The organism is Streptosporangium subroseum (genome assembly GCF_900188345.1).
GTDB lineage: Bacteria > Actinomycetota > Actinomycetes > Streptosporangiales > Streptosporangiaceae > Streptosporangium > Streptosporangium subroseum.
On record NZ_FZOD01000002.1, the window covers coordinates 69,230 to 84,487 of the forward strand.

The 15,258-nt window shown below is 70.2% G+C and carries 14 protein-coding genes and 1 pseudogene; 6 read left to right on the forward strand and 9 right to left on the reverse strand.

Annotated features, from left to right (window positions below; genetic code table 11):
- Positions 1–7 precede the first annotated feature (7 nt).
- Positions 8–397, forward strand: a pseudogene (locus CHC08_RS02310) (RtcB family protein); the annotation flags it as partial.
- 61 nt (positions 398–458) lie between these two features.
- Here CHC08_RS02310 and CHC08_RS02315 read toward each other — a convergent pair.
- A complete protein-coding gene (locus CHC08_RS02315) occupies positions 459–1,295 on the reverse strand; it encodes a class I SAM-dependent methyltransferase (protein ID WP_089205460.1) in 837 nt (278 codons plus the stop codon).
- 95 nt (positions 1,296–1,390) lie between these two features.
- On the opposite strand from CHC08_RS02315, the gene CHC08_RS02320 reads away from it, so the two are divergent.
- The 4 genes from CHC08_RS02320 (at position 1,391) to CHC08_RS02335 (ending at position 4,349) form a co-directional block, all read left to right on the forward strand.
- The gene (locus CHC08_RS02320) at positions 1,391–2,023 is read left to right on the forward strand and encodes a TetR/AcrR family transcriptional regulator (protein WP_089205461.1); all 633 of its coding nucleotides are present in this window, start codon (positions 1,391–1,393) and stop codon (positions 2,021–2,023) included.
- 244 nt (positions 2,024–2,267) lie between these two features.
- The gene (moaA, locus tag CHC08_RS02325) at positions 2,268–3,257 is read left to right on the forward strand and encodes a GTP 3',8-cyclase MoaA (RefSeq protein WP_089205462.1); all 990 of its coding nucleotides are present in this window, start codon (positions 2,268–2,270) and stop codon (positions 3,255–3,257) included.
- A gap of 111 nt (positions 3,258–3,368) precedes the next feature.
- A complete protein-coding gene (mobA, locus tag CHC08_RS02330) occupies positions 3,369–4,043 on the forward strand; it encodes a molybdenum cofactor guanylyltransferase (RefSeq protein ID WP_089205463.1) in 675 nt (224 codons plus the stop codon).
- A gap of 54 nt (positions 4,044–4,097) precedes the next feature.
- Complete coding sequence (locus tag CHC08_RS02335) at positions 4,098–4,349, forward strand: DUF6457 domain-containing protein (protein ID WP_338055656.1); 252 nt, start codon at positions 4,098–4,100, stop codon at positions 4,347–4,349.
- 192 nt (positions 4,350–4,541) lie between these two features.
- On the opposite strand, the gene CHC08_RS02340 is transcribed toward CHC08_RS02335, so the two are convergent.
- Positions 4,542–4,817: a DUF3099 domain-containing protein gene (locus CHC08_RS02340; protein WP_245878080.1), complete on the reverse strand. Its 276-nt coding sequence runs from the start codon at positions 4,815–4,817 to the stop codon at positions 4,542–4,544.
- 111 nt (positions 4,818–4,928) lie between these two features.
- Between CHC08_RS02340 and CHC08_RS02345 the strand changes: the two genes are divergently transcribed.
- Positions 4,929–5,141, forward strand: a complete 213-nt coding sequence (locus tag CHC08_RS02345) for a dodecin (protein ID WP_089205466.1) — start codon at positions 4,929–4,931, stop codon at positions 5,139–5,141.
- 125 nt (positions 5,142–5,266) lie between these two features.
- On the opposite strand, the gene iolD is transcribed toward CHC08_RS02345, so the two are convergent.
- The 7 genes from iolD to CHC08_RS02380 form a co-directional block, all read right to left on the reverse strand.
- Positions 5,267–7,213 (reverse strand): 3D-(3,5/4)-trihydroxycyclohexane-1,2-dione acylhydrolase (decyclizing), encoded by a 1,947-nt coding sequence (gene iolD, locus CHC08_RS02350; RefSeq protein WP_089205467.1) that lies wholly within the window; start codon positions 7,211–7,213, stop codon positions 5,267–5,269.
- Positions 7,210–8,133: a 5-deoxy-glucuronate isomerase gene (gene iolB / locus CHC08_RS02355; RefSeq protein ID WP_089205468.1), complete on the reverse strand. Its 924-nt coding sequence runs from the start codon at positions 8,131–8,133 to the stop codon at positions 7,210–7,212. The genes iolD and iolB overlap by 4 nt, the downstream gene beginning before the upstream one ends.
- Complete coding sequence (locus CHC08_RS02360) at positions 8,130–9,038, reverse strand: class I fructose-bisphosphate aldolase (RefSeq protein WP_089205469.1); 909 nt, start codon at positions 9,036–9,038, stop codon at positions 8,130–8,132. Before CHC08_RS02360 ends, iolB begins: the two co-directional genes overlap by 4 nt.
- Complete coding sequence (gene iolC, locus CHC08_RS02365) at positions 9,035–10,006, reverse strand: 5-dehydro-2-deoxygluconokinase (protein ID WP_089205470.1); 972 nt, start codon at positions 10,004–10,006, stop codon at positions 9,035–9,037. Before iolC ends, CHC08_RS02360 begins: the two co-directional genes overlap by 4 nt.
- Positions 10,003–10,953 (reverse strand): sugar phosphate isomerase/epimerase family protein, encoded by a 951-nt coding sequence (locus CHC08_RS02370; protein WP_089205471.1) that lies wholly within the window; start codon positions 10,951–10,953, stop codon positions 10,003–10,005. Before CHC08_RS02370 ends, iolC begins: the two co-directional genes overlap by 4 nt.
- Before the next feature lie 4 nt (positions 10,954–10,957).
- Positions 10,958–11,962 carry a Gfo/Idh/MocA family protein gene (locus CHC08_RS02375; RefSeq protein WP_089205472.1) on the reverse strand — a complete coding sequence of 335 codons (1,005 nt, stop codon included), beginning with the start codon at positions 11,960–11,962 and terminating at the stop codon, positions 10,958–10,960.
- Positions 11,963–12,274: 312 nt separating this feature from the next.
- On the reverse strand, positions 12,275–15,250 hold the full coding sequence (locus CHC08_RS02380; RefSeq protein ID WP_089205473.1) for a glycoside hydrolase family 2 TIM barrel-domain containing protein: 2,976 nt from the start codon (positions 15,248–15,250) through the stop codon (positions 12,275–12,277).
- Between the last annotated feature and the right edge of the window lie 8 nt (positions 15,251–15,258).

A 15,258-nucleotide genomic window follows, 5' to 3' on the forward strand; every position in this document is an offset into this window, starting at 1 on the left:
GTTGTACCACCACAACTACGTGGCCGAGGAGCGGTACGACGACGTGGATGTGCTGGTTACCCGCAAGGGCGCGATCCGCGCGGGATCGGGGGAGCTGGGCATCATCCCCGGCTCAATGGCGACCGGCACCTACATTGTGAAGGGCCTGGGGAACGCGGAGGCGTTCAACTCGGCCTCACACGGTGCCGGTCGCCGGATGAGCCGGACCAAGGCGAAGAAGACCTTCACGCTGGCCGACTTCAAGGCCCAGACCGACGGGGTGGAGTGCCGCAAGGACTCCGGGGTGATCGACGAGATCCCGGGCGCCTACAAGGACATCCAGTCGGTCATGGCCGCGCAGACCGATCTGGTCGAGGTCGTCGCTCGCCTCCGGCAGCTCATCTGCATCAAGGGCTGACCTGGTGTGACAGCCTGCACCGCAGCTGTGGAGCCCCCGCCGACGGAGCCGCGCCCGAGGCTCAGGGGCGGGTGGCTTCCACCAGCCAGACGGCGCCGGGGATGCGAACCCCCTCCGAAGTCTCGTACGCCCTGAGACCCGCCCGCAGTTCCTCCCGCGTCCGTTCGACGACGGCCTGGTCGACCCCTTCCAGATTGAAGCGGACCGGTCCTTGGCCGAGGATGAACTCCGCGGCGTCGGCGGCGTCGCGGCCGTAGTCCATCGGCGCCCCGACCGGGGTGACGCTCACGTCGGCGAACCCGGCCTCACCGAGCACCTCGTGGATGCGGGCCGGGTCGACCAAGGATCCCATTCCCCGCGCGGCGGGGGAAGGGCCGCGCATCAGCGGCTTCAGGGCCGCGGTGGCACGGGCGTAGTCACTGTCGGGGGTGCCGCCCTGCGGGCTCATGAACACGAGCCGCCCACCAGGCCGCAGCGCTCGCCGGATGTTGGCGAACCCGGCCACCGGGTCGCCGAAGAACATCACCCCGCCACGGCTGATCGCGACGTCGAAGCCGCCGTGGGGAAAGGGATGGACCTGGGCGTCCCCCTGCTCGAACCTGACGTTGACGATGCCCTGCTCGGCTGCGTCGGCGCCGGCGCGTTCCAGCATCGGCGCCGAGATGTCGACGCCGAGAACGTCTCCTCGGGACGCTCTGCGTGCGGCCATCAGGGTGGGCTGTCCCGTGCCGCAGCCGATGTCGAGGACGCGGTCGTCCTCGTGGATCGCGGCGACTCGGAACAGGTCGTCGTCGAAGGCGGCGACTATCGCGTTGTAACGGGCGGCGTTGTTCGCCCAGTTGACGCCTTCCCAGCCGTTCCACGCTTCCGCGTGGTGGGTGTTGGCGATGGCCTGCATGGGTTGTCCTCCTGCCTTTTGCGTGGCGGGCGCTCAGGCGGCCGCCACTACTAGAGTTGAACTCTAGATCTGATATCTAGATATAAGCTCCAACCATGAGTCAGGTCAACAGCGAGAGCAAGCGGACTCGCAAGCCCAAGGAGACGCGCAGGCGCATGCTGGAGGCCGCGCGTGAGCTGTTCGTCCAGCGTGGATACGGCGCGACGGCGCTTCAGGAGATCGCCGACCGCGCGGGCGTCGCCGTACAGACGATCTACTTCACGTTCGGCAACAAGCGCGCGCTGCTCAAAGAGCTGGCCGACGTGTCGATCGCGGGCGACGACGAGCCGATCGCGACGATGGATCGGCCGTGGTTCCAGGAGGCCCTCGCCGCCGAGACCGCCGACGCCCAGTTGCGGCTCCATGTCCACGGCACGACAAGGATTCTGGAGAGAGTGGCTCCGATCGTCGAGATGCTGCGCGCCGCCGCCTTGGCCGACCCGGGGATCGCCGAGCTCTTCGACCAGGACACCGACCCGAGGTTCACCGTCCACACGACGGCTGCCCGGTCCCTGGCGACCAAGCCGGGGATCCGCCATGGAGTGACGGCCGAGCATGCCGCCGACCTGCTGTTCGGCCTGCTCAGCCCGGAGCTCTATCTGCTGTTCGTCCGCGACCGCGGCTGGTCGCCCGACCGGTGGGAGAGCTGGGCCTACGACACCCTGAGCTCCCAGCTCTGCTCAAGGTGAGAGGGTCCTCGTCATCTCCGGCGACCTTCCACCTCGTCCACATCACCGTGAGGGTGTCCTGGCAGGAGGTCGGGGCTGAGAAGGTGGCTCGTCCGCATCGAGGACGGACCGATCGTCACTTTAAGGAATCAACCATCCGTAAATGATGTTGTTTGCAGATGGAGCCTGTGTTTTGGGCCGGGCAGGGGGCTGGCCTTAGGCTGGCCCCCTGTTCGAATCGGCGACTGAATGGGAGGTGACGCCCATGTTGCAGGATTCGTTCGGCCGTGTGGCGACTGATCTGCGGGTGTCCCTCACGGACCGCTGTAACCTGCGCTGTTCCTACTGCATGCCGCCCGAGGGTCTCGAATGGCTGCCGAAGCCCGAGTTGCTCACCGCCGACGAGATCGTCCGGCTGGTGACCATCGGGGTTGAGCGGCTGGGCATCACCGAGGTCCGCTACACCGGCGGCGAGCCTCTGCTCCGCCGCGAGTTGGTCGACATCGTGACCCGCACCGCCGCGCTCCGTCCCGCCCCGCAGGTCTCGCTGACCACCAACGGCATCGGGCTGAGCCGTACGGCCGCCTCGCTCGCCGAGGCGGGCCTGCACCGGGTGAACGTCTCGCTCGACACCCTCGACCGCGAGACGTTCAAGACGCTCGCCCACCGCGACCGGCTGGCCGACGTGCTGGAGGGGCTGGCGGCGGCCGACGCGGCCGGGTTGCGTCCCGTCAAGATCAACGCGGTGCTGATGCGCGGCATCAACGACCACGAGGCCGTGCCGCTGCTCCACTACTGCCTGGAGCGCGGATACGAACTCCGGTTCATCGAGCAGATGCCGCTGGACGCCCAGCACGGCTGGCGCAGGGAAAACATGATCACGGCCGATGAGATCCTCGCCAGGCTGAAGGAGGACTTCGACCTCACCGACGACGACCCGGTGGAGCGCGGCAGCGCTCCGGCCGAGCTGTTCCTCGTCGGGGGAGGGCCTTCCAGGGTCGGGGTGATCGGTTCGGTCACCCGGCCGTTCTGCGGAGCCTGCGACCGGGTACGGCTCACCGCCGACGGGCAGATCCGCAACTGCCTGTTCGCCACCGACGAGTCGGACCTGCGGGCCGCGATGCGTTCGGGCGCCGATGACGACCAGCTCACCGAGCGCTGGCTGGCCGCGGTCCGGATCAAGAAAGCCGGGCACGGCATCGATGACCCGTCCTTCCTGCAGCCGTCCCGTCCCATGTCGGCCATCGGCGGATGAGTGCCCGCCGCGCGATGCCCGTGTCCTGGGGGGCGGCCGCGTGAAGCAGGTTCGGATGAGCGCCCGTCATGACGCCCGCGTTCTGGCGGGCGGCTACGTGAGCAGGCTCGGATGAGCGCCCGCTACGACGCCTGCGTCCTGGCGGGCGGCCGCGCGAGCAGACTTGGAGGGCAGGACAAGCCCGCCCTCCAGGTCTCGGGCCGCCCACTGATCGAGTCGGTGGCGGCGGCCGTGGCGGACGCGGGAAGGCTGATCGTCGTCGGGCCGGACCGTCCGGGGCTACCGCACGCGATCTTCCGGCGGGAGGATCCGCCCGGTGGCGGCCCCGTTCCGGCGCTGCGTGCCGGGCTGCCCGAGGTGGACGCGCCATGGGTGGCGCTGCTCGCGGCCGATCTGCCGTTTCTGACCGCCGAGCACGTGTCGGCGTTGCTTGACGCGGCGGGCGGCGACTTGACAGGCGACATGACAGAGGGCGTCGCGGCGGGCGACGGCATGACGGATGGTGACGCGGCGGACGGCGAAACCAGGGCGGGCGCGGTGCTCATCGACGACGGCGGCCGGGAGCAGTGGCTCGCCGGAGTCTGGCGTACGGCGGTCCTCGTGCGGGCGCTGGCCGGCTACGAGGGCCGGTCGTTGCACGGGCTGCTCGCCCCGCTCTTCCCGGTCAAGCTACATCTCACCGGAGAACCGTGGTTCGATTGCGACACCGTAGATGATCTGCAGCGTGCCCGGAGCGGTGAGCCGGGCTTTGAGAGCGGAGGTGCGGGCGCCGAGTGGGAGCCGTGAGAACGGCGAGAACGCGAGGCGACCGCGGCCGCGGACGAGGAGCGAGAGTTGAACGTGCTGATGGAGTGGACCGCGCTGGTCTGCCGGGAGCTGGGCGTCGATCCCGCGAAGATCGATCGGGACGAGGTGCTCGACCTGACCAAGGAGGTCGCACACGGGGTGGCCCGCCCGGCCGCGCCGCTGACGGCGTATCTGCTGGGGCTTGCCCAGGGGGCGGGCACGGCGCCGCCGGACGCCGTGGAACGGCTGACCACGCTGGCGCGTAACTGGGAGCAGGCGACCACGGAGACAATGGGCGACAAGTAGGCAAAAGTCTGCCGTGCGCTGGTGAAAGTTTGAGAAAAGGCAACGCCGGGTGGTTACGGGGGCAAACCACCCGGCGCCGCTTCATCGGCGTTCCGACGGGGGCCCGGAACGCCGGCACCAGTGCCCCGACGGGGGACCAGGGCACTTGGCTAAAGCGTACACCTACTACCCCTGAGATGCGTCAAGACTTAGTCACGACCCGATCTCGCGTCGGTGGCGTGGAATCTCGCTTTGTCCGGAATCTTCCACGTCAGAGCCATGAGATGGTCCCTTTTGGGGGGCGTTTGCCCCAATCACGGCAACGTATGGCAAAAAGATCGCCCCGGCGAAGAGCAGCAGTCGCACGGGCAGCGGAGCAGGCACCGTGAAGGCCAGGACCAGGCAGATCAGCCGGATCCCCATCTTGATGAAGTAACTCTTCTCCCGCTTGCCGATGTCTTCGCTCAGAGACGGCTTGGCATCGGTCACCCGGTGCACTACCGGTCGTCTGCGCCATCCCCTCACAAATCTCAATTTAGACCTCGAATCAGGTGGATGCGAACGGTCATATGATCATGGCTTCCGGGGAAGGAAGATGTGGTGACAGATCGAACGTATCGCGTGACCGAGATAGTCGGCACATCGGGGGAGAGCGTTGAGGATGCGATCCGCAACGGCGTCCGCCGCGCTTCGCAGACCCTGCGTCATCTCGACTGGTTCGAGGTGACGGAGGTCAGAGGACACATCGTCGACGGCGAGGTAGGTCATTTCCAGGTCGGCATGAAGGTCGGGTTCCGCCTCGAGGACGGCTGACCCCTTACAGAAGGGGTCAGCCGTACGGTCCCGGTTCGATGCCTGGCATGGCCGACGGCGACCTCGTTGAGGAAGCACTCCCGGGGGATCGTCAGGGAATCAGACCCTCGGCGCGCGCCGCCTGCTCATCGTTCGGTCCGCTCCGTCGGCGCCAGGTAGGGGTGTTGGGCGGCCTTGTGCGCCGTGTAGGCGTCATGGGCCCGCCGCGTGGTGTCGAGATCGCTGACCTGGCTGACCGGGACGTCCCACCAGGACTCGCTGTCCGGAGCGTGGACGGTGGGGTCGGTCTCGACGTGGATGACGATGGGACCGCCGTCCGCGGGAGCGGCCTTGGCGTCCCTGATCGCCTGCTCCAGCTCCTTGCGGCTGCGCGCCTCGATCACGGTGGCGCCGAGGCTCCGGGCGTTGGCGGCGAGGTCTATCGGCAGCCTCTCCCCGTCCAGGCGGCCGGTGGCGTCGTTGCGGAAGCGGTAGGCGGTGCCGAACCGCTGTGATCCGAGCGACTCCGAGAGCGAGCCGATGGAGTGGAAGCCGTGGTTCTGCACCAGGACGACGATGATCTTGAGTCGTTCCTGCACCGCGGTGACCAGCTCGGTCGGCATCATCAGGTAGGAGCCGTCGCCCACCAGGACGAACACGTCCCTGTCCGGGTCGGCCAGCCGTACGCCGATGCCGCCGGGGATCTCATAGCCCATGCAGGAGAAGCCGTACTCGACGTGGTAGGACTTGCGGTCCCGGACCCGCCACAACTTGTGCAGGTCTCCGGGCATGGAGCCGGCCGCGCACACCACCACGTCCCTCGGGTCGGACAGCTCGTTGACACAGCCGAGGACGGTGCCCTGGGTGAGCACGCCGTCAGCGAGCGCGTCGGTGATCTCCGCCGGCGGGTTGTGGGCCGTCTCCACCCGGGCGTCCCAGTCCCGCCACAACTCCGCCTGCCGGTCGCGGTACGCCGGGTGCACCGCGTACCCGTCCAGGGCGGCGGTCAGCGCGATGAGCGCCTCCCGGGCGTCGGCCACGACCGACAGCCCCGAGAGCTTTCCGGCGTCGAAGCGGGCGACGTTGACGTTGACGAAGCGGACGTCCGGGTTCTGGAAGGCGGTCCGCGAGGCGGTGGTGAAGTCGCCGTAACGGGTACCGACGCCGATGACCACGTCGGCCTCACCGGCGAGGGCGTTGGCGGCGGTCGTGCCCGTCGAGCCGACGGCGCCCATCGCCTGAGGGTGCTCGTGCGGCAGCGAGCCCTTGCCCGCCTGGCTCTCGCCGACCGGGATGCCGGTCGCCTCGCTGAACGCGCGCAGTGCGTCCTCCGCGCCGGAGTAGTGCACCCCGCCGCCGGCCACCACGAACGGGCGTCGCGCCGAGCGGATGAGCGCGGCGGCGTCGGTGATGTCGATGGCCTCGGGAAGGGGCCGGCCCACTCGCCAGACCCGCTCTGCGAAGAGCTCCACCGGCCAGTCGAACGCCTCGGCCTGCACGTCCTGGGGCAGCGCCATGGTCACCGCCCCGGTCTCCACCGGGTCGGTGAGCACCCGCATGGCGCCGAGCAGCGCCGAGGGCAGCTGCTCCGGCCGGTTGACCCGGTCGAAGAAGCGCGACAGCGGGCGGAAGGCGTCGTTGACGGTGAGATCCGCGGCGTACGGCGCCTCGAGCTCCTGCAGCACCGGCCCGGCCACCCGGGTCGCGAACGTGCCCGAGGGCAGGAGCAGCACCGGGAGCCGGTTGACGGTGGCGAGCGCGGCCCCGGTGAGCATGTTGGTCGAACCGGGGCCGACGGACGCGGTGCAGACCCACGTCTGCAGGCGGTCCTTCTGCCGTGCGTAGGCCACCGCCGTGTGGACCATCGCCTGCTCGTTGCGGGCCAGCACGTACGGCAGGCGCTCCTCGCCGGCGGCGAGCTCGTTCTGCAGCAGCGCCTGGCCGATCCCGGCGACGTTGCCGTGACCGAAGATCCCGAGACACCCGGCGAACAACTTCTGGCGCCGCCCGTCGCGCTCGCTCCACTGGTTGGCGAGGAAACGGACGACGGCCTGGCCCACGGTCAGGCGCACCGTCCCTGCGGTCGAGGTCATCGCAATCCTCCGATCGGAAGCCTGGGATCGACGTCCTGCTGGGCCCACGACTCCCGCACCCATCCGTGCGCGGGGTCGTCGCAGATCAGCCAGGCCCGTGTCGTGCCGGGGCCGGCCATCACGTTGAGGTAGTAGAGATCGTAGCCGGGAGGCGCCATCGCCGGGCCGTGCCACCCGTGCGGCACGAGGACGACGTCACCGGAGCGGACCTCGGCGAGGATGTCGATGGGCCGCGCGTCCGTGCCGTAGACCCGCTGGTAGCCGACGGGATCCGCGCTCCCGGCAGGGCCGCCGGGCTCGGTCCTGACCTCGAAGTAGTAGATCTCCTCGAGCTCGGTCTCCACGCCGTCGCGTTCCTCGTCGTGCTTGTGCGGCGGATAGGAGCTCCAGTTGCCCGCCGGCGTGACGACCTCGCAGGCGATGATCGAGTCTGCGTCGAGCACCTGCGGGACGCCGAAGTTGCGCACCTCGCGCGAGGCCGTACCCGCTCCGCGGAGCTCGACGGGAACCTCGGCGACGGCCACATGCCGGAACGGCGGCGGCACCTGCCGCTTGGTCGCCTTCGCGCCGCAGAGCGCGATCCTCACCGGGTCCGTCCCGGGGTTCCGCACGGTGAGGTGCGACCCCCGCGGGACGTAGGCGACGTCGGTCGGACCGGCGAAGACGCTCTCCCGCCCGGCGAGCCGGGCCTCGTGGCGCTCACCCGCGTGGTCGACGGCCGTGACCTCGGCGCCTCCCCGCAGGGGCACGACGAGGACCTCGTCGTCGCCGGTGGCGACGGTCACCTGACCGGCCGGCTCCAGCGTGGCCACCCGCAGGCTCGTGTGCGTCCATCCGTCGAGGGCGTCGTCGATCGACACCTCGAACTCGCCCGAGACGGCCGTCCCGAAGGGGCGGACCCAGCGTTTGCCGTTGCTCACGGCCGCCTCCCGTGCACGAGACCCGCGGCGATGTCGACCGCCGCGGCCACGTCGCCGTCCGGCGGGAACAGCAGCGCCCGCCCCACGACCAGCCCGCGCACGGCGGGCAGGTCCAGAGCCCTGCCCCACGCGGCATACGTCTCGTCGGGGTGCCCGCCCGGATCTCCGCCGAGCAGGAGGGCCGGCAGCGTGGTCGCGTCCATGACCCGTTCCAGCTCGTCGACGACCGGCAGTTTCAGCCAGGTGTGCCGGCTCGTCGCGCCGAGCCCCGCCGCGATGTGGATCGACCTGATGGTCGAGTCAGGGTCGAGCAGGTTCCGCACGCGGCCGTCCTGGCGGACGGACAGGAAGGGTTCCACCATCGCCATCAGGCCCCGCTCGGCCAGATCGGTGACCGCGCGGGCGCTCGCCTCGAGCGTCGCGACGGTTCCGGGGTCGCCGTAGCAGATCCGGGTCAGCATCTTCCCGCCGTCGATGCCGCTGGCCGCGATCTCCTTGGCCGTGTAGGCGGTGAACCGGTCGTCGAACTCGAAGGCCGAACCCTGCAGACCGCCCCGGTTCATCGAACCGATGGCGACCTTGCCCTCCAGCGCACCCATGAGCAGCAGGTCGTCGAGCACGTCCGGCGTGCCGAGCACGCCGTCGACGCCCGGGCGGGACAGCGCCGTGGCGAGGCGCTCCAGCAGGTTGCTGCGCGAGGCCATCGCATGGCTGTCGTCGCGGACGCCGAGTGCGCCGCGGGCAGGATGGTCCGCGGCCACGATGAGCAGCCGGCCGTCCTCGCCGACGAGCTCACGGCGCCTCCTGGCGGCCCACCCATCGGTGATCCGCCGAGGCTCGCGCACCCGGATCTCGGTCAGCTCGGCGATGCTCGCATGGCTCACACGGCTCGATGTTGTCGTCATCGTCCCATCTCCTGTTCCCGGCCGGCGAGGGCGGCCTCGACCTCGGCCTCGGTCGGCATCGCACTGGAGCACTCGAGTTTCGAGGCGACGATGGCGCCGGCCACGTTGGCGAACCGCAGCACGCGGTGCAGGTCCCAGCCATTGAGCAGCCCGTGGACGAGCGCACCGCCGAAGGCGTCCCCGGCACCGATGCCGTTGACGACCGTGACGGGGAGGGGGGGGACTTCGACCCGCTCGTCGGCGGTCGCGGCGAGCACACCCCTGGGGCCCTGCTTGACGATCGCGAGCTCCACCCCGCGTTCGAGCAGGGCGTCCGCCGCGCGCTGCGGATCGGTCTCGCCGACGGCGACCTCGCACTCCTCGCGGTTGCCCACCGCCACCGTGACGTGATCGAGGGCCTTGCCGACCTGTACGGTGGCCTCGCTCGGGTCCGGCCAGAACATGGGCCGGTAGTCGAGGTCGAGGACGGTGTGCGACCGCCGTTCGCGGGCCTCCCAGGCGGCGAAGTGCGCGGCGCGCGACGGCTCCTGCGACAACCCGGTGACGGTGGCCCAGTAGACCGAGGCCTCACGAATCGCGTCGAGCGGGAGCTCCTGCGCTTCGATCATCAGGTCGGGGGCGGTCGGGTAGCGGTAGAAGTACAGGGGGAAGTCGTCCGGGGGGAAGATCTCACAGAAGGTCACCGGCGTCGGTGGGCCGTCGACCTCCGTGACGAACACGTCGTCGACGCCGAAGTCACGCAGCGCCCGGTGAACATACCGGCCGAACGGGTCCCGGCCGGTGCGCGTGATGATCGCGGACCGGTGCCCGTACCGGGCCGCGGCCACCGTCACGTTGGTGGCGCTGCCGCCGAGGAACTTCCCGAAACGCTCGACGTCCTCGAGACCCACGCCGGAGTCGAGCGGGTAGATGTCCACCCCGACCCGGCCCATGGCCACGAGATCGTATGCCGCTGGGGCCGTCGTCATGCCTTCGCCGTGCCCGGGTCGCCTGCCACGGCGAGCAGGTGTGCGATGCTCGCCCGCACGTCCGCCACCGGCCCCGGCCCTTCGCCTCCGGCGGCCGGCGGGCCGGCGAGGATGGTGTCCTGCTCCAGGACGTACCACCCCGCGTACCCACTGCCCTCGAGCGCGGCCACGATGGCGCTGATGTCGACGTCGCCCTCGCCGAGCGGGACGTACATGCCGCCGGCCACGGCCTCGGTGTAGGTCACGTCTCCGGACTGCACGCGCCTGGCCCAGTCGACCCGGACGTCCTTCAGATGGGTGTGGACGATCCGCTCGGGACTGCGCTCGGCGATGGCGACGGGGTCGCCGCCGCCGATGAGGAGGTGCCCGGTGTCGAGGCACAGGCCGATGCGGCTGCCGGCGAGCACCCGCTCGGTCTCCTCGCCGCTCTCGATCATCGTGCCGACGTGGGGGTGCAGCGTGGCGACGAGCCCGTGGGCTGCGGCGGCGTCGGTGATGCGGTCGAGGTTGCCCAGCAGGGCCGACCATCCCGCATCGTCGAGGACCGGACGGTCGTCGTAGCCCTCCTGGCCGGTGGCGGCGGCGATGACGACGGTGGAGGCCTGGGCCGCGACGAGCCCCTCCATCGCGCGCTCGACGTCCGGGAGGGGGTCGTGACCCGGATCGTGCAGGACGACGGGGACGAACTGCCCGACCGCCTTCAACCCGTAACCGGCCAGCGTCGCCGCCTTGGCCTGGGGGTCGTCGGGCAGGAAACCGTCAGGGCCGAACTCGGTGGCGCTGAGGCCGAGGGCGCGCATCTGGCGCAGTACGGTGTCCGGTTCGAGCTGGAACCCCCATCCGGGGACCTCGCTGACGCCCCAGGAGATGGGCGCCCCGGCGACGCGATCGGCCACCGGGCGGCGGTCGCCTGACGACGGGATGTTCGCGGTGCTCACAGTGGTCATGTCCTCAGATTCCCTTGATCTCGGAAAGGGCGACGGGCCTGCGCTCCGCCCGGGAGAGTTCGCACGCCTCGGCGATGCGGGAGGCCTCGAGCGCGTCGCGGACGGTGCAGGGGGAGGTCCGCTCGCCGCGGACGACCTCCGCGAACGCGGTGAGCTCGGCCTGGTACGCGGGGAGGAAGCGCTCCATGAACGACCACTTCTGGGGACCCCGGGGGAAGTCGACGCCCTCCTCGGCGGAGCGCATCGCCAGCGAGTGGTCCAGCCCGACGGCGATCGTGCCCTTCTCGCCGTGGACCTCCATGCGGACGTCGTGGCCGGCGCCGTTGTAGCGGGTTGAGGAGATCAGGGCGATCGTGCCGTCGTCCAGGGTCAGCAGGGCTCCGGCGGTGTCGACGTCACCGGCCGCGGCGAAGAAGTCGGCGCCCTTGTTGGCGCCCGTCGCGTAGACGGAGGCCACTTCCCGCCCGGTGACGAACCGGAGGATGTCGAAGTCGTGCACGTTGCAGTCGCGGAAGATGCCGCCGGAGGTCGGGATGTAGGACGCGTGCGGCGGGGCCTGGTCGTGGGTGTTGGCCCTGATGGTGTGGACGAACCCGAGCTCCCCCGACTCCACCGCGGCCCGCGCCCGCCGGTAGCCGGCGTCGAACCGCCGCTGGAAGCCGACGTGCACCTGCACGCCGGTGGACGCGACGAGGTCGGCCAGCCCGATGGTCTCCGCGAGGGTGGAGGCCACCGGCTTCTCGCAGAAGGTGGGCACTCCCGCGGCGATGCCCTGACGCAGGAGCGGCGCGTGGGCGGGGGTGGCCGTGGTGATCACGAAGCCGTCGACGCCCGACGCGAGCAGCGCCTCGGCGTCCGGAGCGACTTCGATCCCAAGCTCGTCGGCGACGGACTTGGCCGCCCCGAGGTCGGCGTCCGTCACGACGAGCTCGTCGACGAAGTCGAGAGCCGCCAGGGTCCTGGCATGGAAGGCGCCGATCCGTCCGACACCCGCTAGCCCGATGCGCATTCGTGATCCCCGTTTCGATACGTGTTTGGGTCGTTCCAGCCGTGGCATGAGGCCTGTTTCGGCAGCTGACGATGGGGGCAGCGTGCCCGTTGACCACATGCTACGGCAATGCTTTGTCCTGACATATTGTCATAACGTCCTGCCCGCACGCGAGACTGCACCCGGCTCGTGGGCGTCTCGATCGACCGCCGGTGACGGCGGCCGGATGGGGGGCGCCGCCGCGCGACCGGGGAGCGGGCGGCGCATAGCCCGGCCTGCTCCCCGGTCGCGCTGCGGACACTGCGAACACAGCGAACACAGCGGGCCGCGTGACTAGCCCGCTGCAATGCGCAGCCTGATCGTGCGAGCCTCGGGGCGAAGCGCGAACTCGGGCCACACGTCCGGCCCACAGGCCCGTGAGCCGAGCCCGTGCTGGGCCGCATCGACGATCAGGTGACTCGTCGTCGAATCCGGCAGCTGGAACGGGTGTCCGGCCCGTGCGATCTGCTGTGGGGTGTGGCGGCTGAGCGTGAAGCCGGGGCGACGTCCGCGCGTATCCGGCAATGTCGCGATGCGTAGCACCGTGGTGCCGGCACTCGTCAGCGTCAGCTGTCGCAGCCGGGAGCGGTGCCCGGTCTCCTGGGGCCGCGCGTAGTCAACGGAGAGGTCGCCGATGGCGGAGGAGAAACGGCCGGTGCGTGCCGCGCGGAGACTGTCGGGGTAGGACTCGAGCGGGCCGAGACCGAACCACTCAGCGCCGTCGACGGGAGCGGCGCCATCGGGCAGGTCGAAACGGATCCCGATCCGCGGCCACACCGTCAGCCAGCCCCTCGAGGGCTCGATCTCCACACGCAACTCGAGCTCGTCGCCCTGAACCGACCAGACGGACTCCACGATCACCGACAGGGCGGAGTTCGCCGCTGAGACCTTGGCGATCGTCCGCAGGGCGCCCGCGGTGCGCTCCACGGACAGCCGCCGCGTGGTCAGCCGGTCGAGACCGTCGCGACGCCACAGTTCGGCGTTGGAGACCCCGGCGATGCCGGCGTCGCTCTCCTCGACCTCTTCCGAGGCGCCTTCGTCGTTGTCGGTCGGGGCACGGAACAGTTCCAGCTGCGGGCCGGCCACGGCGCGGCCGGCGAGGCGCACGAGGGACCCGTCGACGAACTCGGCGATTCCCAGCGTCAGCGTTCCGTCGCTCTGCCGCCAACCGGTTTCGCGTCGGACGGCGGGCACGGGGCGAGGCGCCGAACGGTCCAGCTGGGCGGTCGCGATCACATGCCCGTCGGGCGCCCAGGCGGTCGCGGCCGCCAGCACCGCGTCAATGGTGAGCCACGTCTCCGAGTCCGGCGACACCGGGATCCGTGGAAGCGGCACCCGCGCCGACTCGCCCGCCGCGACGACGGGGACCTGGAGGTCCCCGGAGTCCACGAGCGTCCCGTCGTGCTCGACGCGCCAGTGGAAGCGCAGGTCAGAGGTGTCGGCCGAGTGTCGCAGGTTGGTGATCGCGACCTCGTCGCCGTCGAAGGCGAAGCGGACCGGCGCCACGACCGCCTTGTACTCGTGGAGGCTCGGAGTCGGGACGTCGTCGCTCAGCAGCATTCCGTCCATCACGAAGTTGCCGTCGTGGACGACCTCTCCGAAGTCGCCGCCGTACGCGTAGAAGGGTGTCCCATCCGGGGTTGTCGTCAGGATGCCGTGATCGCGCCATTCCCAGACGAAGCCGCCGTGCAGCCGCGGATGCTCGTGCACCAGCGCCTCGTACTGGTCGAGCGCCCCCGGCCCGTTGCCCATCGCGTGGGCGTACTCGCAGAGCAGGAACGGCTTGGTGCGCTGCCGGGCGCCCTGCGCGGGAGTGCAGTTCAGCAGCCTCGCGCGTGAGCCGTCGGTTCCGATCTGCTCGGTCTCGAGCACCGAGGAGTACATCCGTGAGTAGACGTCGGTGTACTCGCCGGCGTGGTCGCCTTCGTAGTGCACGGGTCGTCCGGTGTCGCGGGCGTGGACCCACGCCGACATCGCAGCGAGGTTGCCACCGGTTCCCGCTTCGTTGCCGAGTGACCAGATCACGATGCTGGGATGGTTCTTGTCCCGTTCGATGGTGCGCTGGATGCGGTCGAGGTAGGCCTCACGCCACGCCGGGTCATCGCTGGGATTGCCGGCCCAGCCCAGTTTGTCGAAGCCGTGCGTCTCGAGATCGCATTCGAGGATGACCCAGAATCCGAGCTCGTCGGCAAGGTCGAGCAGTCGTGGATGCGGCGGGTAGTGGCTGGTGCGGATCGCGTTCACGTTGAACCGCTTCATGCGGGCCAAGTCCTCGCGGGCGTGCTCCTCGTCGAAGACGCGGCCGCGTTCGGGGTGGGTCTCGTGGCGGTTCATCCCGTGGAACACGACGCGGCGGCCGTTGACCAGGAACCGGTCGCCGCGGATCTCGACCGTACGGAAACCGGCCCGCAGGGCGATGCTCTCCGCGGCCGTCGACACGGTGACGTCGTACAGGCGAGGCCGCTCTGCCGACCAGGGCTCCACGCCGTCGACGTCGAGCGGGGCCACGTCGGCGGCCGTCGCCCAGACCTGCTCGATGCCGAGTTCGGGGAGGCGAAGGGTGACCGGGAACGCCGCCGCCTCGGCGGTGATCTCCGTCTCGATCCGTCCGCGCCCGCCGTCGAACCCGGTCCGCAGCCAGACGTCCTCGATGCCTCCGGCCGGCCGTGCGGTCAGGGTGACATCACGGAAGATGCCCGGCAGCCACCACTGGTCCTGGTCTTCGACATAGCTGGCCGCCGACCACTGGTGCACTCGCACGGCGACGACGTTGTCTCCCGGGCGCAGCGACGAGGTCACGTCGAACTCATGGGCGAGCCGGCTGCCGGCGGCGCCGCCGATCTCGTCGCCGTTCACCCACAGCGTGAAGAGCGACTCGACGCCGTCGAACCGCAGCACGACGCGCTCGGCGTCCGACCAGTCGGCGGGTACGTCGAAGTGGCGGCGGTAGTCGCCGGTGGGGTTCTCGTCCGGGACATGGGGTGGGTCGATCGGGAACGGGAACTGCACGTTCGTGTAGATCGGCCGGCCGTAGGCTCCGTCACCCTGGAGCACCCAGTGGGAGGGCACCGGGATGCCGTCCCAGCCGCTGTCGTCGAAGTCTTCGGCCGCGAAATCCTCCGCCACCGACGCCGTGGGCGACAGACGGAAACGCCAGAGCCCGTTCAGCGAGCGGCGGGGGGCGTCGGAGTGCAGCCACGAGCGCGCCGTGCGCAGCGCGCCCCGCCCCGGTGCGGTGTCCGAAACGTAGGCGGAAAGTTGGGAGGGCACGAGGTCAC